Genomic DNA, 21,002 nt, shown 5'->3' on the forward strand with positions numbered 1-21,002 from the left:
GSCCCGCATAATCCGCTGAACCGCCGGATACGGACCCGTATGTCCGGTGGTGTGGGAGGGGCGGCGTCGCGAGACGCCCCCCTATCCCGATTGTGTCGCAGTGCCGGAGTCTAAGTGCCGGCTTCAGGCGCGCGGTCTCTTCGGCGCAGGCGGACGCGCGCGGGCGGGCGCTGACGGCTGCATCGTCACGATGACCGGATTGGGCTTGTGATCGGTTGCCGCCCCCGTCGCGGCATCGACGCCCATGCCGACGACACCGCCCAGCAGGAGATTGCCCGCAAAGCCGGCGGCCCCGGAGGTCGGTATGTCCCGGCTGAGCGGTACGATCTGAGGTTCATAGCCTTCCTTCTGGAAGGTAATCGAGATGTCGGCGTTCCGCTTGACGACCACGGAGCATGGCGTCGTGCAGGTGGTCGGAACGTCCATTCCACTGACAACCGCTTCAACGCCCGAAGGTGTAGATGAAATGCTGATGTTCTCGGTCGTGCCGCGCGTGACAGACGCGCAGCCGCCCAGCATGACGCTGAGCGCCACAATCCCAAATTAACGCATGAAATGCCCCCTGTCCCGCTGCCAGTGAAGCGCAACCGGAACGGGAGGGCAATACGTCGTTGGTCCCAACAGTTAAGCCACGTACCGGTTGTGCACGAGAATGGCGGAAACCAGGCGGGGGCTCTTCCTATTCGCCCCGCAGGCGTTGATCGTCCTGCACACGGACGTGTTCGGCGCCCCGCGCACCAGCCGGGGACAGCCGGAGCATGCTCAGCGTGGCGCCGCAGAGCGCAAAACCCACGCCGGTGAAGAGCGCGATCCGGGTCCCTTCCTGCGGATAGCGGCCGAGGAACAGCGCCACCAGCGCCGCGCCGGTGGTCTGGCCGAGCAGGCGCGCCGTGCCCAGCATGCCGCTGGCGCCGCCGGACCGTTCGCGCGGGGCGGCGGCGATCATGGTGCGGTTGTTGGGGGTCTGGAACAGGCCGAAGCCGGCGCCGGCCAGCGCCATTCGCGAGATCACGTCGAGCGGCGTCGGGCTCGCCGGCAGGAAGGCGAGCGAGGCGAGGCCGCAGGCGAACAGCGTGAGCCCGATGCCGCCGAGCAGGCCGGCCGGATAGTGCTCGACCAGACGCCCGGCGAGCGGAGCCGCGAACGCCACCGCGATCGGCCAGGGCGTGATCAAGAGGCCCATATGCACCGCCGAATAACCGAAGCGGCTTTGGAGGTAGAAGGGCATCGCTACGAAGGCCAGCATCTGCCCGCAGAACGAGGCGATTGAGGTCGCAATCGAGAGCGCAAAGACCGGGATGCGCAAAAGATCGACCGGCAGCAGCGGCGAGGCCACGTGGGTTTCGCGGTAGATCAGCATCGCGCCCGCGACGATCGCGATCGCGAACTGGACGAGGTACACGACGGGTGCTTCGTCATGGCCGACGCTGTCGATGGCGGCAATGCCGACCCCGAACGTGATCGCCGAAAGCCCTGCGCTCTGCCAGTCGAAGGAATGGCTCGCGGGCTTGGTGTGCGGCAGGCTGCGCAGGCCCAGGACCAGCGTTAGCGCGCCGAGCGGCACGTTGATGGCGAATAGCCAGGGCCAGCTTCCAACCGCGAGGATTCCCGCGGCGAGCGTCGGGCCGGCCGCGGCCGAGAAGGCGACGACGAGCGCGTTGAGGCCGATGCCGCGGCCGAGCAGGGCGCGCGGATAGGTGAAGCGCACCAGCGCCGCATTGACGCTCATGATTCCCGCCGCGCCAAAACCCTGGACGATGCGCGCGATCGTCAGCAGCGGCAGCGTGTGCGCTAACGCGCAAAATGCCGATGCCAGCGTGAACAGCGCGAGCCCGGCCAGATAGACACGGCGATAGCCGACGATCTCGCCGAGCGAAGCCAGCGGCAGCAGCGAGATCGTGATCGCGAGCTGGTAGCCGTTGACGATCCAGATCGAGAAGGCCGGGCTCGCGTCGAGGTCGGTCGCGATCGTCGGCAGGGCCACATTGGCGATGGCGCTATCGACGACCGCCATGATGAGGCCGAGCGCAATGGTCAGGATCGCCTGGTTGCGCTGTGGCTGTGGCAGGCCGTCGGCATGCTCGATAGGGGCGAACGACATGAGGGAGGCGAGCTTGGTTAGGGCCGTAATACATCCCCGGATTATGAAATTGCAGGATTGACCGCAACCCGGCAGGACCCGGACAGTTCCCATGCGGCCGGCAGGCCGCCCAGCGCCGTGGGCATGGGTGAGGACGGCCTTCTTGGGGTTCACCAGCGCGCTGTCGACTTGCCGAAGATGTAGAGCGCGACGAGCCCAATCGTCACCGCCGTCGAGACGACGATAATTGTGCGATCCCAATCGATCCGCGTCCGCTCGGAGCGGTTCAGATTGAGCACCGTGAACAGAGCCTTCATGGCAAATCGGCGCATTCGGTGGCCTCGCAGGGCGCACGATGCCACGGCCGGCGCGGGCCGGCTTGATGCAGCTCAAGCTAGCCTATGGCGAGCCCGGTGCCATGCCCTGCAATTGCCGCAGCGGATTGAGCGGGGCCAGCGGGATGAGCTCGAAGCTCATGAGATGGGCCTGCCCCAAAGGCAGCTTCTCGAGCATCTCGTGCGCCGCTGCAGGGTCCGTGAGGTTGAGAATGAAAGCCACACCGGGACGCCCCTGTAGCGAGTACCATTCCTCGATCTTGCCATCCAGATAGAGCTTCACCGTCTCCCTGACTTCCACCGGCAGGATCGCCCGCGCCGCGGCGGGATCGACGCCGGGGTTCAACGTCCCGATCGCGAGGATTCGCGTGGTAGGCGTCGGCGGAGCTGGGGATTGTGCATGGCCGGCTCCGGGGCCGATCAAGCTCGGGACCAGGGCGATGAAGCCGAAGGTGACAGACTTTTTCATGTTTCCTCCTCGTGGGGGACGCATCCACATTCATTCCATGTGTTTCGCGAGAGGCGACTGGCCCAGTGCGGCGGTCGGCTCGAACATGTCACGTGTGCGTGTGTAGAGCGCGCCTTCCATGCGGACATGCAGCATGATGTTGCGTCCGAGGATCAGGCTGAAATTGCCGAGGCGGATCTCCTGCATGAAACTGCATTCGATCAGACTACCGCGCCGATGCCCTGGTCCAGGCCGAGCGGCATCAGCTATCGCTCACATGCCCGCCTTGCCCGCGAACGGCCTAGTCGTGCAAACGCATGTCATCGAATGCGGCGTCGGCAGCGCGCGGGCCCATCGTCTCCGCTTGAGGCTGAGCCTCGTTTCTTGTTGCGGGCGGGGAGAAGCAGGCGAGTTCGCTGTCGCGCGCTGGCCGCGGCAGTAGCGTCAGACTCCAGCCCGCAAGGACCAGCACAGCGAGCCGGATCGCGATCACACCCAGCAACAGCTCCGATCCGCTTATCGTCGAGTGAGTCCTCATGCGCGCCACCCTGATGCACGCCGCCGGACCTGACAATCTGGAATTGCCGAGCATTGCCTTCGCCCAGAGCGAAGGCTGTGGCTGATGTCTACGTGGCCCTGGTCATGCGCTAGGCCACGCAGTGGCCAAGCAGCTCGGGATGTGCGGCGCAGATGTGATGTGCACCGGCCTCCTTGAGCTCGGACTCGCTGCCATAGCCATAGAGCACGCCGATGGCGGTCATGCCGTTGGTACGGGCGCCGACCACGTCATGGCTGCGGTCGCCGATCATGATCGCGCTGCGGGGATCGACGTTGGCTTCGTCGAGCGCGTAGCGGAGCAGGTCGCGCTTGTCGACGCGCGTACCGTCGAGCTCGGAGCCGAACACGCGCTCGAAATAGGGCCGTAAGCCGAAATGATCGATGATGCGATTGGCATAGACCGCGGGCTTGCTGGTGGCGACGAACATCCGCTGACGAGTCGCTGCGATCGAGGACAATGTGTCCTTGATCCCGCTATAGGCCTCGTTCTCGAACAGGCCGATATCGCTGAAGCGCTCGCGATAGAGCACCAGCGCCCGGTCGGCGAGTTCCGCGCGGCCGGTGAGCTTTTCCAGGCTCGCATGCAGGGGCGGGCCGATGCACCAGACCAGTTCGTCCTCGCTCGGCACCGCGACGCCCAGCCGCTCCAGCGCGTACTGGATCGAGCGGGTGATCCCGGGCTTCGGGTTGGTCAGCGTGCCGTCGAGATCAAAATAGATTGTAACCATCAGGGCGGGACCGGCGTTGATACTGTCGCCCGTTGCTAGTTGGCTGGGCCCCCAAGTCAAGGTCCGATTTCCCCTGTATTGTGGACGCCATGCGTATAGCCCGGGTTCTCGCCGTGTTGTGCCTCGTCCCCGCGGCGTGGCCTGCGCTTGGCCAGGAGGCGCCGAACCGGTTCGTGCACCCGAGCGTCGAGGAGCTCGCGAGGCCGCCGGAAAAGCCTGATGCGCGCGAGAGCGACACGCGGGAGTCAATCTGCCTGATCGTTGAGGCCGCCGCGCGCGATGCCAATCTTCCGCTGGAGTTCTTCGCTCGCGTGATCTGGCAAGAAAGCCGCTTCCAGGCTGATGCGGTGGGTCCTATGACGCGCAGCGGCGAGCACGCGCAGGGGATCGCTCAGTTCATGCCGGGTACCGCGAGCGAGCGCGGGCTGCTCAATCCTTTCAACCCGGTGCAGGCGCTGCCGAAGTCGGCGGAGTTTCTGAACGAGCTGCGCAACCAGTTCGGCAATCTCGGACTCGCAGCCGCCGCCTACAATGCCGGACCGCGGCGGGTGCAGGAATGGCTTGCCGGCACCGGCGGCTTGCCGGAGCAGACCCGCAACTATGTTTTCGCCATCACTGGCGCAACGGTCGATGCCTGGGCCAAGGCCGGCGCGACCGGGAAGGGGCCGCCGAGCTCGCCGCCGACGAGCTGCCGCGATCTCATGGCGCTCTTGAAGCGCGCGCCAAACCCGTTCGTTGCCGAGCTCGAGCAGCATGTGGAGCTCGCCGCGGCCAAGATCTGGGGCGTGCAGCTGGCGGCCGGCTTCGACCGCAACAGGGCGCTGGCGATGTATTCCCGCGCCGTCACGCGGCTGAGCGCGGTGATCGGTGGCCGCGATCCGAGCCTGCTCTCATCGGTGATGCGCAGCCGCGGCACGCACACGTTCTACCAGGTGCGCATCGGCGCGGATACGCGCAGCGAGGCGGATGATCTCTGCAACCGCATCCGCAAGGCCGGCGGCGCCTGCTTCGTGCTGAAGAACAGGGGCGTCAGCGGGTAGGGGGCGCTCGTCATTCCGGGGCGCGCCCCTTTTGGGCGCGAGCCCGGAATCCATTTTCCCGCAGTACCGCTGTACGATGGATTCCGGGCTCGCGACTTCGTCGCGCCCCGGAATGACGGCGAAAGTGCTGGCGCCGCGCATGCCAGCCCCGCCGCGCGCTTCCTTGACGTCGGTCGCCGCATCGCCCGTTATGCAGGCACGATTCCTCTCCCCGGCCCAAACTCCCGTGGCGCTCCCTCCGCTCGATTCCCCTCAATGGCAAAGTCCTTGGCGCGCCTTCGCGTGGGGGCTGCGCTCGATCACGCAGACGATCCTCACCATCGTCCTGTTCGTGACCTATCTGGGCATCGGCGCGCTGGCCCACGACACTCACTTCAGCCTGGTCTGGGCGCTCGCCTCGACGCTGTTCGTCTGGGCAGGTCCTGCTCAGATCATCCTGATCACCACGCTCGGCTCGGGTGCGACCATCGTCCAGTCGGCGATCGCTGTGACCGTCAGCGCGATCCGGTTGTTTCCGATGGTGGTCTCAGTGCTGCCCTTGATGCGGACGCCAACGACCAAGCGGCGCGAGCTGATCTTCGCCGCGCACCTCACCGCAGTGACGCTGTGGGTCGAGTGCCACCGCTTCCTGCCGCAAGTGCCGCGCGAGCGGCGTATCGCCTTCGTTCACGGCCTCGGCTGTGGCCTCGTCTCCGTGTGCCTCACCTCCAACACGGTCGGCTATTTCCTCGCCGCCAATCTCACGCAGCCGCTGGGCGCGGCGATCCTGCTGCTGACCCCGCTGTCTTTTTTGTTCTCGACCGCGCGCAATAGCCGCGAGGTCGCGGACGTCGTGGCACTCGTGCTGGGGATTCTGCTCTATCCGCTGGCCGCGAAGATGAACTCCGGTCTCGACATTCTCGTCAGTGGCATTGCGGCCGGCACGATCGCCTATGGCGTGCATTGGTGGCGGGAGGTGCGCGCATGAATTTCGCGCAGCTCATCGGCGATTGGCACGCGCTCGCGGTGCTGTTCGTCGCCGGCGTTGTTCCCAACCAGATATGGCGCATGCTCGGCCTGTGGTTCGGCGGCGGCATCGACGAGGGCTCCGAGCTCCTGGTCTGGGTGAGGGCGGTCGCCACCGCGATCCTGGCCGGCGTCATCGCCCAGATCGTGGTCGAGCCGCCCGGGGCGCTCGCAAGCGTGCCGGACGCCTTGCGCTATGGCGCGGTGGCCGCAGGCCTCGTCGTCTTCCTGCTGACCCGCCGCTCGATCTTTGCGGGCGTGGTGGCGGGCGAAGTCTTCATGCTGGCCGGCAGGTGGTGGTTAGGCTAAAACCCTCGCGAACAGTAGGGAATTGGAAATATGGTTCGCGAAAACGAGCTCCGCGAGGGCGAGGTCGCCATCGAGCTGCCGTCGACAGAAGATGCCGGCCTTTTCTTCATCGGCCGCATCCGCACGCCCTGGACCTCGCGGCTGGAGACGCCGCGGCAGGGCCGCGCCGATGGCCCTGTGTGCCGGCTCGAGATTTTCGAGCCGTTCGTACCGGCGATCAAGGGCGTGGACTTCTACAGCAATCTCGAAGTGCTGTACTGGCTCGACCGTTCCCGCCGCGACATTGTCCTGCAGAGCCCGAAGAACAACGAGAAAACCCGCGGGACGTTCTCGCTGCGCTCGCCGGTACGGCCGAATCCGATCGGCACCTCGATCGTGAAGTTCGTGGGCATCGAAGGCAGCACCATTCTGGTGCGCGGCCTCGACTGCATCGACAACACGCCGCTGATCGACATCAAGCCCGACCGCTGCGAGTTCACGCCACTGGCCGCGCCACAGCCGGGGGATTTCCAGACGGAGTGATTTTTGCTCCGTCATTCCGGGGCGACGCGGAGCGTCGAGCCCGAATCCATCGAGCAGCAGAGACGGTGGAAGAATGGATTCCGGGCTCGCGACTTCGTCGCGCCCCGGAATGACGGTCAGGCCTTCAACGCCGCGATCAGCCTGGTCGCGTTCTCTTCCAGCACTTTGATGTCTTCCTTGCGGCTCGCGGGTGGCAACATCGCCACGCCGTCGTGGCGCGGCATCACGTGCATGTGGAGATGAAACACCACTTGTCCGCCGGCGGGCTCGTTGAACTGCTGCACGGTGATGCCGTCAGCCTTGAACGCCTTCATCGCAGCGGAGGCGATCCTGTGCGCGCCGCGCGCGACATGGGCGTAATCGTCGGGCTTGATGTCGAGGATGTTGCGGGCAGGAGCCTTCGGGATCACCAGCGTATGGCCGGGCACGCGCGGCATGATGTCGAGGAAGGCGAAGACGTGCTCGTCCTCATAGACCTTGTGGCAGGGCAGCTCGCCGCGCAGGATTTTTGCGAAGATGTTGTTGGTGTCGTAGGCGGTCATGGCGGCTCCCTGGAATTGTGCGCTTACTGTCATCAGCCACGGCGAACCGTCAAGGCGCCTCATCGGCGCCTTTGCGAAACGGGCCGAGCTCGGCGAGCTCGCGGCCAGCCTCCGCAACATAGGCGCGCTCGCGCTTAAGGTAGTCGTCAATGGCGCGGCGCAGGCCGGGATCGGCGATGAAGTGGGCGGAATGGGTCGTTCGCGGCAGGTAGCCGCGAGCAATCTTGTGCTCGCCCTGCGCGCCCGCTTCGACATACGCTAGGCCGTGTTTGATGGCGAAGTCGATCGCCTGATAATAGCAGACCTCGAAATGCAGGAAGGGATGATGCTCGACCGCGCCCCAGTTGCGGCCGAACAGCGTGTCCGAGCCGATGAAGTTGATCGCGCCCGCGATCCAGTGGCCGTTGCGGCGCGCCATCACCAGCAGCACGTCCTTGCTCATGGTCTCGCCGATCAGCGAGAAGAATTCGCGTGTGAGATACGGCCGGCCCCATTTGCGCGAGCCGGTCTCCATGTAGAATTCGAAGAAGGCGTCCCAGGCGTCCTCGGTGATGTCGTTTCCGGTGAGCCAATGGATGGTGATGCCGGCGGCCAGCGCATCGCGCCGCTCGCGCTTGATCGACTTGCGGTGGCGCGAGTTCAGCGTGCTGAGAAAATCGTCGAAGGTCGCAAAACCCTCGTTGTGCCAGTGGAACTGCTGGTCGGTGCGCTGGAGGAAGCCGTGCTCGGCGAGCAGCTTCCACTCCGCCTCGCGCGCGAAGGTGACGTGCACCGAGGAGGCCTTGCTGACGCCGCACAGCGCCACCAGCCCGCTCGCCAGTGCCTCCGAGATGCGCCTGCGATCGACGCCATCGCGGACCAGCAGCCGCGGTCCCGTCGCCGGAGTGAAGGGAACCGAGACCTGTAGCTTCGGATAGTAACGCCCGCCGGCGCGCTCATAGGCATCCGCCCAGCCGCGGTCGAAGACGTACTCGCCTTGCGAATGCGATTTCAGATAGCAGGGCACGACGCCGGCGACGCGGCCGTCGATCTTCGCTACGAGATGCCGCGGCCCCCAGCCGGTGCGGATTGTTGCTGAACCCGATTTCTCAACGGCGGATAAGAATGCGTGCGAGACGAACGGGTTGTAGGCGGGCTTTGAGAGGCCGAGGGAATCGCCTGGAAGCCCGGATGAGGTTCCCGCGCCATGCCCGTTGCACTTTCCGCCGGGGTTGGCGCAAGCGTCCCAATCTTCCGCAGCGACCTCGCCAATGGACGGTACAGCTTCGAGCGTGATTTCAGATGATGCCATCGCGCCCAAGATCGTGCATTGCAGCAGCGACTTCAAGAGGCAGGAACACACGCTCTCGTGCCCCGGACGCAGTGCAGCGCCTTGGCGGTGCGCTGCAGAGCCGGGGCCCATGTGCCACAAATCGATTCGTGCGCCGCTAAGGTCTCGGCTCTGCGCAGCAACGTTGCAGCGCGTCCGGGATACGAGAGCTTGCACTATGCAACGAAGGTGCCCCTACGGCACGAACCCCTCAAAGATCATCTGATCCGCATATTGCCCGACGCGCGTCCGCTGCTCCGGCGTGCGGACGGTCCAGCCGAGCAGGGCGCAGCCGAACACGTTGCGGGCGATCCAGGGCGCGGGGGCCGGAAGGTGGTCGACCTTGAACGCGACGAAATGCGGCTGGGTCTGAAAGCCATGGCGCAGGTACAGCATGCTGTCGCGCTGTTCCTGCGTCAGGTAAGCCCAGTATTCGTCCTTATAGGTCCGCTGTGCGACGATCCCGCGCGGGCGGGAGGGCAACAGCTCGCGCAGCGCCAGCACCTGATCGGGATCGAAGGACATGCCGACGGCAGGCCCCTGATAGGACGCCAGCACCTCGGCCATCCGCTTCACCAGCTTACGGTCGCCAGCAAAATGGCTCTTCAGCTCGATCACCAGCGGCACGCGGCCGGCGACCATAGCGCAGAGATCGCTGAGCGACATCATCCGCTCGGCGGTGTGCTTGAACTTGATCGCCTTTAGCTCCGCCTCGGTCTTCTCGATCAACTGGCCCGTGGCTTCGGTGAGGCGACCAAGGGCATGGTCGTGATGCACCATGGCCTCGCCGTCGGCCGAGAGCTGGATATCGACCTCGATCGAGAAATTGCCCGCGATCGCAGCTTGCACTGCGCCCGGCATGTTCTCGACGATGCCACGCGAAATGTCATGCAGGCCGCGATGGGCGACCGGCCGGGCTGTCAGCCAATCCGGAGCACGCACGATGCTGGCCTCAGGCGACCTCGAACACGCCTTCGACCTCGACCGCCGCATCCGCGGGCAGCGAGGCGACGCCGACGGTGGTGCGGGCATGGCGGCCCTTGTCACCGAAAGCGGCGACCATCAGGTCGGAGGCACCGTTCAGCACCTTCGGCCCATCGAGGAAATCAGGGGCAGAATTGATGAAGCCGCCGAGGCGCACCACGCGTACAACCTTGTCGAGATCGCCGAGCGCCGCCTTGACCTGGGCCAGCAGGTTGACGGCGCAGCCGCGCGCCGCCGCGGCGCCCTCTTCGATGGAGACACCGGCACCTAACTTGCCCTTGGCGATCAGCTTGCCGGCGGGATCGAAGCAGACCTGGCCGGAGACGAACAGCAGGTTACCCGTGCGCACGAACGGCACGTAGTTGGCGACGGGAGTGGGAGCATCATGCAGCTTGATGCACTGTTCCGCCAGTTTCTGCTCGACCGTGCCCGCCATGTTCGACCTCGTTGTCCAAAATTCATCCACCCTGGCGCGTCCGAGGGACGCCGGGCGCCCTGTTTCGCCCATCGTGCAGCCACATGCAAGCAACGCGAGGCGGGTGCATTTTGTTGAGGCAGGGCAGCAGGTTCAACGCGAGGGCCGCAACTTTACGTGAAACGGCCTCAGTTGCGACGCAATGGAACGGTCATTAAAATGTCGAATCTGCGCTCCCCCAAGGATCAGCGCTTCCCCAAGGAATGGACATGCTGCACCTTTTCCGGACTTCGCTCGGTGTGATGGCGCTCGCGGCGGCCGCTTTCAGCCCCGGCAGCTGCGCGCAGGCCGCCAATGGTCCGTTCCTTGCGCACCAGGCGCTCTATGATCTGAGCCTCGTCAAATCGCGCTCCAACTCGGTCAACAGCGCGCGCGGCCGCATCCTTTACAATTTCACCGGCAGTTCGTGCGAGGGCTATACCTCCGAATTCCGCCAGGTCTCCGAGCTCGACAGCGGCGAGGGCAAGGTCACGCTGAGCGACCTCCGTTCGAATTCCTGGGAGGACGCCGCTGGCAAGAGCTACCGCTTCAAGATCGAGACCCGCATGAACGAGGCCGACGCCGGCCGGGTCGACGGCTCGGCGGAGCGCGACGGCGACCACATCAACGTCAAGCTGAAGCTGCCGGCGCCGAAGAGTTTCACCCTCGACGGCAAGATCGTTTTCCCGACCCAGCAGATCCAGCGCATCATCGCGGCCGCCCAGGAAGGCAAGTCGCTGCTCGAGTTGTCCGTCTATGACGGCTCCGACGACGGCCAGAAGGTCTACAACACCCTGACCGTGATCGGGCAGCCGATCCCCGCCGATCGTGCCACTTCGTCCGATCCGTCGACCACGGACGAGCACATGAGATCGCTGAAGCGCTGGCCGGTGACCGTCAGCTATTTCGACCGCGACGTCCAGCAGAAGGAAGGCGAGCAGACGCCGGTCTACGCGATGTCGTTTGAGCTTTACGAAAATGGCGTCTCCCGCCAGCTCGTGCTCGATTACAACGACTTTGTGATTTCCGGCGCGATGGGCAAGTTCGACGTGAAGGACAGCAAGCCCTGTAATTGAGGGCATGGCCTGCGAATGGGGATAGCGCATTCCGCTCTATCGCCGTCACCCTGAGGCGCCGAAGCGCAGCGAAGGCCTCGAAGGGCGACGGCCCGCTGCAGCACCTCGGCCGTACATCCTTCGAGGCTTACCATGCGCCGCTTCGCGCCGCATGGCGTGCACCTCAGGATGACGGGGGATGAGCGGTGCTTATCGCATCTAGCTCTCAGCTCTCTCTCCAGCTACGCTCCCGCCCAACCACTGACCTCCGGGAGCCAGCCCATGCCCAAGCTCGATCATCTCCGTCCCAGCGGCCTGCATCACAATCCCGCCTATTCGCACGTCGTCACTGCCTCCGGCGCGCGCACGATCTACATCTCCGGCCAGGTGTCGGTGGACGAGGAGGGACGGATCGTCGGCGAGGGCGATCTTGCCGCGCAGACCACGCAGGTGATGCAGAATCTCGGGCACGCGTTGAAAGCGGCCGGCGCGACCTACGCCAACATCGTGAAGATCACGACCTTCGTCGTGAACTACAAGCCGGAGCTGCGCCCCATCATCGGCAAGGCCCGCTCCGTTTTCTTCGAAGGCACGGAGCCGCCCGCCAGTACTCTCGTCGGCGTCTCCGCGCTCGCAGCGCCGGAATGGCTGATCGAGATCGAGGCGGTGGCTGTCGCGGATTGAGGCGACCGTAGGATGGGTAGAGCGAAGCGAAACCCATCGCCCTTGTTGCGCGGAAGGAGCTTGATGGGTTTCGCTTCGCTCTACCCATCCTACTTTGTTGCGTATATTGCTTGCAGAACAGCAATCGCCTCGTCGGCCCGGTCGGCGGGCACGAAGAGATGGTCGTGATAGAAGGCCGAAACGGCATTCACGCTGATGCCGGCTTCGGCGAGATGCGCCGTGATGGCCGCCAGAAAGCCCACCGCATCGAGCGCGGAGTGAACCGTCAATGTGATCAGTCGCGAGGCGAACGCGTAGCGTAGTCCTACGCGGTCTGCCTCTTCGCGCAAGATCACTAGCGTCGTTCCTTCCTGCTCGCGGAACGTCGCCAGCGGGTTGACCTCTGACGGAATGCTTTCGTTTGTCGGGATCGTGCAAAACACGAAGGTGCCTGGTCGGAGCTCCGGCATCATATATTTCAGCAGCGCTTCGAGATCGTGTTCACCGATCACGGTCGTTTCCTCTTACGAAATCCCGGCGGGTGCATCTATCCCCGTCATCCTGAGGTGCCGGAGCGTAGCGGAGGCTTCGAAGGATGAACGGCCCGGCGGCATCTCGGCCGTACATCCTTCGAGGCTCGCGAGGGCTCGCACCTCAGGATGACGGGGACGAGCACTTCCGTCGCTGCTCCATCACTCCTGTGCCTTCTCCGGCCCGTCATAGGCAATGCCGCGAATGACGGCGGCATTGCCGAACTTCTTGCGCAAGCTGTCCACCGCGCGTTCGGCGTGCGCAGCGCGGCGGTCGAGCATGTCGGTGTCGTCAGAGGCCGAGCCTTCGCGCAGCGCGCTGACGCCGGCGCCCATCAGGCGGAAGGCCGTGCCGTCGATTTCTTTCGCCAGCATCTCGCGGCAGATCGAGAATATCTTCGCAGCAAGCTGCGTCGGCGCCGCGATCGACTGCGAGCGCGTGCGCTGGCGGAAATCGGCGGTCTTTAGCTTCAGCGTGACGGTCGAGCCGGCAAGCTCGCTGCTCTTCAGCCGTGACGACGTCTTCTCGCAGAGCCGCCACAGGATCTTCTCCAGCGTCGCGAAATCGCGGATGTCGGTCTCGAAGGTGGTTTCGCTGGAAATCGTCTTGGCGCCGCGGTCGGGCTCGACGCGGCGGTCGTCGATACCGCGGGCGAGCCGCCACAGCCTGCGGCCGTCGCTGGGAAACTGCCGCATCATCTCGATCTCGTCGGCCCTTTGCAGGTCGGCGATGATGCGGAAGCCGCGCTGAACCAGACGCTCCTGCGTCGCCGGTCCGACGCCGAAGATGTAGCCAACCGGCTTTTCCGCCAGCATCAAACGGGCTTCCTCCTGATCGAGCGCCGCGAAGCCGCGCGGCTTGTCGAGGTCGGAGGCGATCTTGGCCAGGAACTTGTTGCCGGACAGGCCGACCGAGACGCTGATGCCGATGTCGCGCTCGATGTCGCGGGCGAACCGCGCCAGCACCTTGGCCGGAACCATACCGTGCACGCGCTCGGTGCCGGAGAGGTCGAGGAAGGCCTCGTCGATCGAGAGCGGCTCAACCAGCGGCGTCAGCGCCTGCATGGCCTGGCGCACCTCGCGCCCGACGCGGACATATTTGGCCATGTCCGGCGGGATCACGGTTGCATGCGGACACGCCTCCAGCGCCTTGAACATCGGCATGGCCGAGCGAACGCCATAGGTGCGCGCGATGTAGCAGGCGGCCGACACCACGCCGCGCTTGCCGCCGCCGATGATGACGGGCTTGTCGGCGATGTCGGGATTGTCGCGCTTCTCGACGGTCGCATAGAAGGCGTCGCAGTCGATATGGGCGATGGTCAGCGTCGACAGCGCGCGGTGGCGGACGAGGCGAGGGGAACCGCAGGCGGAACAGCGCCGCACGCCCATATCCAGATCGGCCAGACAATCCCGGCAGAAGCAGCGGGGCCCGGCCGGGTCGGGGCTGCTCACGGCACGTCGCGCTCCCAGGAGGGGTCGCCGAGCGCGTCGCCCAGCACCTGCCGCGCTGCGGCAACGTTGGTCGGATGCAGTTCCAAGGCGCTGGCGAAGGCCTTCACAGTGGCGTCATCGCGCAGCACGAAATCGAGCACGCTGAGGAGGAAGTTCGGGTCCGCGGCGGCGTTGCGGAGGGTCTCCGGACCGACCCCTGTCTCGGCCAGGAACAGGCCCAGCCGTTCAGGCTCGCTCGCAACGAAAGAGAGCGCTTGAATCGCAACGATTTCAGCGACTTCGCGGGGGTTGTGAACAGGCTTTTTCAAGGGGGCGATTTGCCTTTCCGTTAACTTTCGGGCTCTACTTTGGAATCATCATGCCCGAGTCTTCGGCCTGAGTCTTGCGACCCCAGACAAGCAACTGGAAACCACATCGCAGAAAGTCGACCCTCGGGTTTAACGAAACTCAAGCGAATCTGGGGCTAGTTTGAATCCAGTTTTCGAAGCGCCGGCGAGCGGCGCCTGAGGCGGCATATGTATCGGTCTTCGGGCCAATCAGGAGGGCGGGATGGCTAAGACCGTCCTGATCGTGGAAGACAACGAGCTCAACATGAAGCTCTTCCGCGACCTGTTGGAGGCACACGGCTACCAGACTTCGGGCACCAGCAACGGCTACGAGGCGCTCGACCTCGTTCGCAAGATGCGGCCCGACCTCGTGCTGATGGATATCCAATTGCCGCAGGTCTCGGGCCTGGAGGTGACGCGCTGGATCAAGGACGATCCGGAGCTGCGCGCCATTCCGGTCGTCGCGGTCACCGCGTTCGCCATGAAGGGCGACGAAGAGCGCATCCGCGAGGGCGGCTGCGAAGCCTATTTGTCCAAGCCGATCTCGGTCGGCAAATTCATTGAGACGGTACGACGTTTCATCGGGTAGGGAGTGAATTTTAGTGTCCGCGCGTATCCTGGTCGTTGATGACGTCCCTGCCAACGTCAAATTGCTCGAAGCCCGACTCTCCGCCGAATATTTTGACGTGATGACCGCCTCGAACGGCACCGAGGCGCTGGCGATCTGCCGCCGCGCCGAGTGCGATATCATCCTGCTCGACGTGATGATGCCCGACATCGATGGTTACGAGGTCTGCCGCCGCCTGAAGTCCGATCCAGCCACGCACCACATTCCCGTCGTGATGGTGACAGCGCTCGACAGCCCCGCCGACCGCAATCGCGGGCTGGAGGCCGGTGCCGACGATTTCCTCACGAAACCCGTTTCCGATGTCGTGCTGATCGCGCGCGTGCGCTCGCTGACGCGGCTGAAGATGATGACCGATGAGCTGCGCATGCGCGCCATCACCTCGCTCGAGATCGGCATGCAGGCGCCGGAGCGCAGCGCGGTCGCGGATACGGGCAAGGGCGGCCGCATCCTGCTGGTTGACGACCGCGAGTCCTCCTACGAGCGGCTGGCGATGCTGCTCGCGGCCGAGCACACCGTCGATGTCGAGCCGAACCCGACGGAAGCGCTGTTCCACGCCGCCGAGGGCAATTACGACCTCCTGATCGTCTCGCTCGACCTCAACAATTTCGACGGCCTGCGGCTGTGCAGCCAGGCGCGCTCACTGGAGCGCACGCGCCATGTGCCGATCCTGGCGATCGCGGATCCCGAGAACTCGACGCGACTGCTCCGCGGGCTCGAGATCGGCGTCAACGACTATCTGCTGCGTCCCATCGACAAGAACGAGCTTCTGGCCCGCACCCGCACCCAGATCCGCCGCCGCCGCTACACCGACCATCTGCGCGACAACGTGCAGAATTCGATCGAGATGGCGATCACCGACGCGCTCACCGGCCTGCACAATCGCCGCTACATGGAAAGCCATCTGGCGACGCTTGCCGAGCAGGCCTCGATCCGCGGCAAGCCGCTGGCGCTGATGATCCTGGACATCGACTATTTCAAGTCGATCAACGACAGTTACGGCCATGATGCCGGCGACGACGTGCTGCGCGAGTTCGCGGTGCGCGTGCGCAAGTCGATCCGCGGCATCGATCTCGCCTGCCGTTACGGCGGCGAGGAGTTCGTCATCGTGATGCCGGAGACCGATCTCCATGTCGCAGGCATGGTCGCCGAGCGCCTGCGCCGCTCGATCGCCGGAGAGCCGTTCGCGATCCACAAGGGGACGAAGCGCATCGAGGTCACGATCTCGATCGGTCTCACGACGCTGGAGCAGAAGGGCGAGGCTGTCGCCGACGTACTCAAGCGCGCCGATACGGCGCTCTACCGCGCCAAGCACGACGGCCGCAATCGCGTGGTGTCGCAGGCGGCGTAGGCTGACGGCACAAAAAAACTCGAAAACAACCCCATGCACAGTAGCCGACGATAGCCGGATCAACGGCTTACACGGGCGGCAAGAGGGCTTGTGCCGGTTGCACAGGCATTTGACACGTCGGGCAAAACAGGCGCACGATGTCATCATCGCGCGGTGGGACGAATACTCTCGCTACATCCCCAATTGTCGTCCCCGCGAACGCGGGGACCCATAACCCCAGGGCAGGGTTATAGGCAAGCCGGCAACCACGAGTCTTCGCCAAATTACTCCCTGTGGTTATCGTGACGAGCGCAAGCGCTCGCGCGGAGGTCCCGGATCTGCGCTGCGCTTGTCCGGGACGACAGCGGTTATTATGGCGCGGGCTTGCGTCCCTTCGCAGGCTTCGCCGCATCCTCTGCCACCTCCACGCCGGCACTCCGCAGCAGCACCTTCGCGGCCTCCTTCGCCGCGCGCGCCATGGCCGGATCGTCGCGCACGAGATCCTGCGCGATCGAGCCGTCGACCAGCAGCACGAGTTGCGTTGCGAGCGCATCCGCATCGGCAACACGCAGCTCGTTCAGCCGATCACGAAACCAGACGCGGCGGCTTTCCTTGAAGGCCACAGCGATCTTCTTCACGGCGCGGTCCTCTGCGCCGAGCTCCGCCACTGCATTCACGAACGGGCAGCCGCGAAAGTCTTTCGCCGCAAAACGCCGCTCCAGCGAATCGAATGTCGCAAGAATCTGCTCGGCCGGAGGCTTGTCGGACGGGCGCGGCTGCACGAAGCGGCGCTCCAGATAGGCCGCGATCAGCGCATCCTTGGAGGGGAAGTGGTTGTAGAGCGTGCGTTTGGAGATGCCCACCTCGGCCGCGATGGTATCGACGCCGATCGCGCGAATGCCCTGCAGATAGAACAGCTTGTCGGCTGTCTCCAGGATCCGCTCTTTCATCGTCTGTTGGGTGGGCGGGGGAGCCATGCGGCAGGATAAGTCCTCTTCGCTTGACAGCACCATCCATCTATAGACTAAGTAAACAGGTCTGTGTAACCAAAATCAGCGGGAATTGCAGACGACGGCTACTGCGCCGCGCCCACGAGGGAGAAGAAAAATGCCCCTGTTGCAAGTCCTGCGTCCGACCTTGCCGATCCTGATCGGCGCTTCGATCATGCTCACGCTGAGCATGGGGCTGCGGCAGAGCCTTGGCATCTTCCTGCAACCGCTGACGCACGACATCCACATCTCGGTGTCGGACTTCACGCTGGCGTTGGCCGTGCAGAACCTCGCCTGGGGCTTCTTGCAGCCGCTCGCCGGCGCAATGACGGTGCGCTACGGCTTCCGGCCGATCATGATTGCGGGTTCGCTGATGTACATTGCGGGCCTCGCCTTCATGGCGACCGCCAACGGCCTCATCAGCGTGATGATCGGCGGCGGCGTGCTGATCGGTACCTCGCTGGCCTGCACCGCGGCGGCGATCGCGATGTCGGTGGCGGCGCGCGCGGTGCCCGCAACGGTGCGCTCCACCGTGCTCGGTATCGTCTCCGGCGCGGGCTCGCTCGGTGCGCTGCTGTCAGCGCCGATCGGGCAGATGCTCAATGAGGGCTTTGGCTGGCGGGTCGGGCTTGCCGGCTTCGTCGTCATGTCGGTGCTGATGATTCCCGCCGCATGGTATGCGGGGCGCATCGACAGGATCCCGCTGCCGAAGCCGTCCGCCGACGACATCGGCGATGCCACGGCCGCGTCGGTGGCGAAGGCGGCGTTCGGCAATGCTCCCTTCATGGTGATGACCTGCGCCTATCTCGTCTGCGGCATGCAGCTCGTATTTCTCACCACGCACCTGCCGTCCTATCTCGCGATCTGCGGCCTCGATCCGATGCTCAGCGCGCAGACGCTCGGCATGATCGGCGGCTTCAACGTGCTGGGCTCGCTGTTCTTCGGCTGGGCGGGCCAGCGCTGGAACAAGCTGGCGCTGCTGGGCGGGATCTACATCCTGCGCTCGCTCGCGCTCGCCTGGTACTTCATGCTGCCTGCCACACCATTCTCGACGCTGCTGTTCGGCGCGATCATGGGCTTTCTGTGGATGGGCGTAGGTCCGCTGGTCGCGGGCGCTGTCGCCGAGATGTTCGGCCTGCGTTGGCAGGCGATGATCCAGGGCCTCGCCTTCATGAGCCACCAGATCGGCAGCTTCCTCGGCGCCTACGGGGGCGGGGTGCTCTATGACTCGCTCGGCTCATACACGATGGCCTGGCGCATCGGCGTCGCGCTTGGCCTCGCCGGCGGCATCATTCAGGTCGCGTTCGCGCTGATTCGGCCGTCGCAGCCGCCGGTGCTGCGAACGGCGTAGGCGGGAGCATTCGGCTTCAACTTCGTCTTCTGCACGCATGGCGGATGCGACAATTCCAGGCGCACGCCTGACTCAGCTCTCGTGCCCCGGACGCAGCGCAGCGTCACTTCGACGGTGCGCTGCAGAGCCGGGGCCCATGTCTCGGCATTGTCGTGCGTCGCTTTCTGGGTCCCGGCTCTGCGCCGCAGCGTTGCACGCTGCAGCGCGTCCGGGACACGAGCGGAGCCAAAACGAAAACGGGGGGGCCTACGGGGGCGGGGTGCTCTATGACGTACTCGGCTCGTACACCATGGCCTGGCGCATCGGCGTCGCGCTCGGCCTCGCCGGCGGCATCATTCAGGTCGCGTTCGCGCTGATCCGACCCTCGCAGCCGCCGGTGTTGCGAACGGCATAGGCGCAGTCTGCTCATTTGTTAGGCGAAGCGCCACCGCGTGAAGCAGCGTGAAACGGGCTTGTCGCAAAGCAGCAAATTGGAATCGAAGCGCAGTCAGTGGGTTGGGTGAAACCCGTCCATGGCGTAAATCTTGCCTGCTTGACGGGGAATTGGAACCGTCTCCGACGCTTCCCGATCTGGCGCGAAGGGAAAGGCCGGTAAGCCATGAGGCTGGTCGCCGCCAGTCTCCAGCCATTGAAGCTCGACGACCTCAGCGCGCCGAGTCCCGATCGTTGTGTCACAAAAATCCGAGCTGATCGCGCTGGTGCCATCGCGCCGGCGCGAACGTTCATCTCGCGGATTCCAGTCAAAGCCACGGCCAGACGACATCTCTTGCGACCTGTCTTGCGATTTGGGAGGACGACGATGGAATTAAGAAAATCCACGCGCCAAAGGCTCGTGACGTTGGTGGTCGCGTTGTTGGGAATTGCGCTTCTCTACCTCGCCTTCGGCGACGTTGCTTTTGCGGAGGACGCGGGCCCGCCGGCTTGCGGCGGCAAGATCCTCGAGAAGTGCACGCCCAATCCCGGCGACACCGCCTGGATGCTCACCTCCGTTGCCCTGGTGCTGATGATGACGATCCCGGGGCTTGGGCTGTTCTACGGCGGCATGGTGCGCAAGAAGAACGTGGGCGACACGGTGATGACGAGCTTCGCTGTGACCTGCCTGGTCACGATCCTGTTCGCGATCCTGACCTACAGCCTGGCATTCCGCGCCGGCACGCCGTTCATCGGCGGGTTCGACCGCGTGTTCCTGAGGGACATCCTGAGCGACATCGGCAAGGGCGGCATCGGCAATCCCAATCCGCTCGCGGCGACGATTCCCGAAGCCGTCTACATCTGCTTCCAGATGACGTTTGCAATCATCACGCCGGCGCTGATCGCGGGAGCCTTTGCCGAGCGGATGAAATTCTCCGCGATGCTGTGGTTCATCGGCTTGTGGGCGATCTTCGTTTATGCGCCGATTGCGCATTGGGTGTGGGGCCCCGACGGATTCTTCGCCTCCGGCAACGACGCCGCCTGGGTCAAGGTGCTCGATTTCGCCGGCGGGACCGTCGTGCATATCAATGCCGGCGTGGCGGGCCTGATGTGCGCCATCATGCTCGGCAAGCGCAAGGAGACGGGGCCGGCCCATAACATGGTGCTCACCTTCATCGGCGCCTCGTTGCTCTGGGTCGGCTGGTTCGGCTTCAATGCGGGGTCCGCGGTGACGGCAGGCATGCAGGCCGGCATGGCGATGCTGGTGACGCAGATTGCAACGGCCGTTGCGGCTTTCACCTGGATGCTGGTCGAATGGTCGCTCAAGGGCAAGCCGACGGTCGTCGGCATGTGCTCGGGCGCGGTCGCAGGCCTCGTTGCCATCACGCCTGCCTCCGGTTTCGTCGGCCCGATCGGCGCTTTCGTGATCGGCATCGCAGCCGGTGTCCTCTGCTACTGGGGATGCACCGGGCTGAAGGGCCTGTTCAGCTATGACGACGCGCTCGATTGCTTCGGCGTTCACGCCGTCGGCGGCATCGTCGGTGCGCTTCTGACCGGAGTGTTCGCTGTTGAGCAGTATGGCGGCACAGCGGGCGCGCTGGAAGGCAATCCCGGCCAGTTCATCAACCAGTGCATCGGTGTCGGCACGGTGTTGGTCTATGACGCCGTCGTCAGCCTGATCATCCTCTATGTGGTCAAGCTGTTCGTCGGTCTGCGGGTTTCGGCGGATATGGAGCGCGACGGTCTCGATCTCGCAGTGCATGGCGAGGTCGTGCACTAGCTAGAGCCCCGTTCCGATTCCATCGGAACGGGCCTGTAGAGTCTTGTCTTGACGCGATTCCTTTACGCGAACCGGTATCCACTTCGCTCGAAAACGCTCTAGCAGGCTGTTGAAGAAGTCTTGGAACGGCGCGCGATGAACGGGATGTTGTCGCCGTTGAGGAGACAAATCTCCCC

At 64.7% G+C, this 21,002-nt stretch carries 25 protein-coding genes and 1 pseudogene; 11 read left to right on the forward strand and 15 right to left on the reverse strand.

Going from position 1 to position 21,002, the window contains the following annotated elements; all coding sequences use genetic code 11:
* Nucleotides 1-123: 123 nt before the first annotated feature.
* From AC629_RS26785 to AC629_RS26805, 7 genes are all read right to left on the reverse strand, one after another.
* On the reverse strand, nt 124-519 hold the full coding sequence (locus AC629_RS26785; protein ID WP_143199464.1) for a PEGA domain-containing protein: 396 nt from the start codon (nt 517-519) through the stop codon (nt 124-126).
* A gap of 160 nt (nt 520-679) precedes the next feature.
* Nucleotides 680-2,101 (reverse strand): MFS transporter, encoded by a 1,422-nt coding sequence (locus tag AC629_RS26790; protein WP_084807916.1) that lies wholly within the window; start codon nt 2,099-2,101, stop codon nt 680-682.
* Between the two features lie 149 nt (nt 2,102-2,250).
* Nucleotides 2,251-2,412 carry a hypothetical protein gene (locus tag AC629_RS47105; protein ID WP_168195589.1) on the reverse strand — a complete coding sequence of 54 codons (162 nt, stop codon included), beginning with the start codon at nt 2,410-2,412 and terminating at the stop codon, nt 2,251-2,253.
* Between the two features lie 67 nt (nt 2,413-2,479).
* Nucleotides 2,480-2,884: a hypothetical protein gene (locus tag AC629_RS26795; RefSeq protein ID WP_084807917.1), complete on the reverse strand. Its 405-nt coding sequence runs from the start codon at nt 2,882-2,884 to the stop codon at nt 2,480-2,482.
* Nucleotides 2,885-2,914: 30 nt separating this feature from the next.
* The gene (locus tag AC629_RS45650; RefSeq protein WP_210419114.1) at nt 2,915-3,070 is read right to left on the reverse strand and encodes a hypothetical protein; all 156 of its coding nucleotides are present in this window, start codon (nt 3,068-3,070) and stop codon (nt 2,915-2,917) included.
* Nucleotides 3,071-3,164: 94 nt separating this feature from the next.
* Nucleotides 3,165-3,455, reverse strand: a complete 291-nt coding sequence (locus tag AC629_RS26800; protein ID WP_245332006.1) for a hypothetical protein — start codon at nt 3,453-3,455, stop codon at nt 3,165-3,167.
* A 55-nt stretch (nt 3,456-3,510) separates the two neighbouring features.
* On the reverse strand, nt 3,511-4,149 hold the full coding sequence (locus AC629_RS26805; protein ID WP_084807919.1) for an HAD family hydrolase: 639 nt from the start codon (nt 4,147-4,149) through the stop codon (nt 3,511-3,513).
* 89 nt (nt 4,150-4,238) lie between these two features.
* Here AC629_RS26805 and AC629_RS26810 point away from each other — a divergent pair, with 89 nt between their 5' ends.
* From AC629_RS26810 to tsaA, 4 genes are all read left to right on the forward strand, one after another.
* On the forward strand, nt 4,239-5,189 hold the full coding sequence (locus AC629_RS26810; protein ID WP_084807920.1) for a lytic transglycosylase domain-containing protein: 951 nt from the start codon (nt 4,239-4,241) through the stop codon (nt 5,187-5,189).
* A gap of 226 nt (nt 5,190-5,415) precedes the next feature.
* Nucleotides 5,416-6,156: an AzlC family ABC transporter permease gene (locus AC629_RS26815; RefSeq protein ID WP_084807921.1), complete on the forward strand. Its 741-nt coding sequence runs from the start codon at nt 5,416-5,418 to the stop codon at nt 6,154-6,156.
* The gene (locus AC629_RS26820; protein WP_074120824.1) at nt 6,153-6,503 is read left to right on the forward strand and encodes an AzlD domain-containing protein; all 351 of its coding nucleotides are present in this window, start codon (nt 6,153-6,155) and stop codon (nt 6,501-6,503) included. The genes AC629_RS26815 and AC629_RS26820 overlap by 4 nt, the downstream gene beginning before the upstream one ends.
* 30 nt (nt 6,504-6,533) lie before the next feature.
* Nucleotides 6,534-7,025, forward strand: coding sequence for a tRNA (N6-threonylcarbamoyladenosine(37)-N6)-methyltransferase TrmO (gene tsaA, locus AC629_RS26825; RefSeq protein ID WP_084807922.1), 492 nt, complete (start codon nt 6,534-6,536; stop codon nt 7,023-7,025).
* Between the two features lie 116 nt (nt 7,026-7,141).
* Here tsaA and AC629_RS26830 read toward each other — a convergent pair whose 3' ends face one another.
* The 4 genes from AC629_RS26830 to AC629_RS26845 form a co-directional block, all read right to left on the reverse strand.
* A complete protein-coding gene (locus tag AC629_RS26830) occupies nt 7,142-7,567 on the reverse strand; it encodes an HIT family protein (RefSeq protein ID WP_084807923.1) in 426 nt (141 codons plus the stop codon).
* 49 nt (nt 7,568-7,616) lie between these two features.
* Entirely contained in the window at nt 7,617-8,858 is a 1,242-nt protein-coding gene (locus tag AC629_RS26835; protein WP_084807933.1) for a GNAT family N-acetyltransferase, read from the reverse strand.
* Nucleotides 8,859-9,071: 213 nt separating this feature from the next.
* Nucleotides 9,072-9,818, reverse strand: coding sequence for a glycerophosphodiester phosphodiesterase (locus AC629_RS26840; protein WP_084807924.1), 747 nt, complete (start codon nt 9,816-9,818; stop codon nt 9,072-9,074).
* 10 nt (nt 9,819-9,828) lie between these two features.
* Nucleotides 9,829-10,296: a RidA family protein gene (locus AC629_RS26845; RefSeq protein WP_084807925.1), complete on the reverse strand. Its 468-nt coding sequence runs from the start codon at nt 10,294-10,296 to the stop codon at nt 9,829-9,831.
* A 248-nt stretch (nt 10,297-10,544) separates the two neighbouring features.
* On the opposite strand from AC629_RS26845, the gene AC629_RS26850 reads away from it, so the two are divergent.
* On the forward strand, nt 10,545-11,390 hold the full coding sequence (locus AC629_RS26850; RefSeq protein ID WP_084807934.1) for a cell envelope integrity EipB family protein: 846 nt from the start codon (nt 10,545-10,547) through the stop codon (nt 11,388-11,390).
* Between the two features lie 261 nt (nt 11,391-11,651).
* On the forward strand, nt 11,652-12,053 hold the full coding sequence (locus AC629_RS26855) for a RidA family protein (protein ID WP_084807926.1): 402 nt from the start codon (nt 11,652-11,654) through the stop codon (nt 12,051-12,053).
* An 89-nt stretch (nt 12,054-12,142) separates the two neighbouring features.
* Here AC629_RS26855 and AC629_RS26860 read toward each other — a convergent pair whose 3' ends face one another.
* The 3 genes from AC629_RS26860 to AC629_RS26870 form a co-directional block, all read right to left on the reverse strand.
* A complete protein-coding gene (locus tag AC629_RS26860) occupies nt 12,143-12,544 on the reverse strand; it encodes an ACT domain-containing protein (RefSeq protein ID WP_084807927.1) in 402 nt (133 codons plus the stop codon).
* Nucleotides 12,545-12,724: 180 nt separating this feature from the next.
* Complete coding sequence (locus tag AC629_RS26865; RefSeq protein WP_084807928.1) at nt 12,725-14,014, reverse strand: DNA polymerase IV; 1,290 nt, start codon at nt 14,012-14,014, stop codon at nt 12,725-12,727.
* On the reverse strand, nt 14,011-14,322 hold the full coding sequence (locus AC629_RS26870) for a DUF3572 domain-containing protein (RefSeq protein ID WP_084807929.1): 312 nt from the start codon (nt 14,320-14,322) through the stop codon (nt 14,011-14,013). Before AC629_RS26870 ends, AC629_RS26865 begins: the two co-directional genes overlap by 4 nt.
* Nucleotides 14,323-14,563: 241 nt before the next feature.
* On the opposite strand from AC629_RS26870, the gene AC629_RS26875 reads away from it, so the two are divergent.
* Both AC629_RS26875 and AC629_RS26880 read left to right on the forward strand, forming a co-directional pair.
* Entirely contained in the window at nt 14,564-14,929 is a 366-nt protein-coding gene (locus AC629_RS26875) for a response regulator (protein ID WP_008566616.1), read from the forward strand.
* Nucleotides 14,930-14,942: 13 nt separating this feature from the next.
* Nucleotides 14,943-16,316, forward strand: coding sequence for a PleD family two-component system response regulator (locus AC629_RS26880; RefSeq protein WP_084807930.1), 1,374 nt, complete (start codon nt 14,943-14,945; stop codon nt 16,314-16,316).
* Nucleotides 16,317-16,666: 350 nt separating this feature from the next.
* Here AC629_RS26880 and AC629_RS26885 read toward each other — a convergent pair whose 3' ends face one another.
* Nucleotides 16,667-17,272, reverse strand: coding sequence for a TetR/AcrR family transcriptional regulator (locus AC629_RS26885; RefSeq protein ID WP_084807935.1), 606 nt, complete (start codon nt 17,270-17,272; stop codon nt 16,667-16,669).
* Nucleotides 17,273-17,402: 130 nt separating this feature from the next.
* On the opposite strand from AC629_RS26885, the gene AC629_RS26890 reads away from it, so the two are divergent.
* The 3 genes and pseudogenes from AC629_RS26890 to AC629_RS26895 all read left to right on the forward strand — a co-directional run bounded on the left by AC629_RS26890 (nt 17,403) and on the right by AC629_RS26895 (nt 20,826).
* Nucleotides 17,403-18,635: an MFS transporter gene (locus tag AC629_RS26890; protein ID WP_084807931.1), complete on the forward strand. Its 1,233-nt coding sequence runs from the start codon at nt 17,403-17,405 to the stop codon at nt 18,633-18,635.
* A gap of 241 nt (nt 18,636-18,876) precedes the next feature.
* Nucleotides 18,877-19,029, forward strand: a pseudogene (locus AC629_RS49940) (MFS transporter); the annotation flags it as partial.
* A gap of 405 nt (nt 19,030-19,434) precedes the next feature.
* Nucleotides 19,435-20,826: an ammonium transporter gene (locus AC629_RS26895; RefSeq protein WP_084807932.1), complete on the forward strand. Its 1,392-nt coding sequence runs from the start codon at nt 19,435-19,437 to the stop codon at nt 20,824-20,826.
* Nucleotides 20,827-21,002: the final 176 nt, after the last annotated feature.

Source organism: Bradyrhizobium sp. NAS80.1, from assembly GCF_001908205.1.
Taxonomy (GTDB): domain Bacteria; phylum Pseudomonadota; class Alphaproteobacteria; order Rhizobiales; family Xanthobacteraceae; genus Bradyrhizobium.

Bases quoted from the DNA above. Each gene is read 5' to 3' on its own strand.
- AC629_RS26785 (WP_143199464.1), bottom strand. From the start codon at position 519: ATGCTGGGCGGCTGCGCGTCTGTCACGCGCGGCACGACCGAGAACATC.
- AC629_RS26790 (WP_084807916.1), bottom strand. From the start codon at position 2,101: ATGTCGTTCGCCCCTATCGAGCATGCCGACGGCCTGCCACAGCCACAG.
- AC629_RS47105 (WP_168195589.1), bottom strand. From the start codon at position 2,412: ATGCGCCGATTTGCCATGAAGGCTCTGTTCACGGTGCTCAATCTGAAC.
- AC629_RS26795 (WP_084807917.1), bottom strand. From the start codon at position 2,884: ATGAAAAAGTCTGTCACCTTCGGCTTCATCGCCCTGGTCCCGAGCTTG.
- AC629_RS45650 (WP_210419114.1), bottom strand. From the start codon at position 3,070: ATGCAGGAGATCCGCCTCGGCAATTTCAGCCTGATCCTCGGACGCAAC.
- AC629_RS26800 (WP_245332006.1), bottom strand. From the start codon at position 3,455: ATGCTCGGCAATTCCAGATTGTCAGGTCCGGCGGCGTGCATCAGGGTG.
- AC629_RS26805 (WP_084807919.1), bottom strand. From the start codon at position 4,149: ATGGTTACAATCTATTTTGATCTCGACGGCACGCTGACCAACCCGAAG.
- AC629_RS26810 (WP_084807920.1), top strand. From the start codon at position 4,239: ATGCGTATAGCCCGGGTTCTCGCCGTGTTGTGCCTCGTCCCCGCGGCG.
- AC629_RS26820 (WP_074120824.1), top strand. From the start codon at position 6,153: ATGAATTTCGCGCAGCTCATCGGCGATTGGCACGCGCTCGCGGTGCTG.
- tsaA (WP_084807922.1), top strand. From the start codon at position 6,534: ATGGTTCGCGAAAACGAGCTCCGCGAGGGCGAGGTCGCCATCGAGCTG.
- AC629_RS26830 (WP_084807923.1), bottom strand. From the start codon at position 7,567: ATGACCGCCTACGACACCAACAACATCTTCGCAAAAATCCTGCGCGGC.
- AC629_RS26835 (WP_084807933.1), bottom strand. From the start codon at position 8,858: ATGGCATCATCTGAAATCACGCTCGAAGCTGTACCGTCCATTGGCGAG.
- AC629_RS26845 (WP_084807925.1), bottom strand. From the start codon at position 10,296: ATGGCGGGCACGGTCGAGCAGAAACTGGCGGAACAGTGCATCAAGCTG.
- AC629_RS26850 (WP_084807934.1), top strand. From the start codon at position 10,545: ATGCTGCACCTTTTCCGGACTTCGCTCGGTGTGATGGCGCTCGCGGCG.
- AC629_RS26855 (WP_084807926.1), top strand. From the start codon at position 11,652: ATGCCCAAGCTCGATCATCTCCGTCCCAGCGGCCTGCATCACAATCCC.
- AC629_RS26875 (WP_008566616.1), top strand. From the start codon at position 14,564: ATGGCTAAGACCGTCCTGATCGTGGAAGACAACGAGCTCAACATGAAG.
- AC629_RS26885 (WP_084807935.1), bottom strand. From the start codon at position 17,272: ATGGCTCCCCCGCCCACCCAACAGACGATGAAAGAGCGGATCCTGGAG.
- AC629_RS26890 (WP_084807931.1), top strand. From the start codon at position 17,403: ATGCCCCTGTTGCAAGTCCTGCGTCCGACCTTGCCGATCCTGATCGGC.
- AC629_RS26895 (WP_084807932.1), top strand. From the start codon at position 19,435: ATGGAATTAAGAAAATCCACGCGCCAAAGGCTCGTGACGTTGGTGGTC.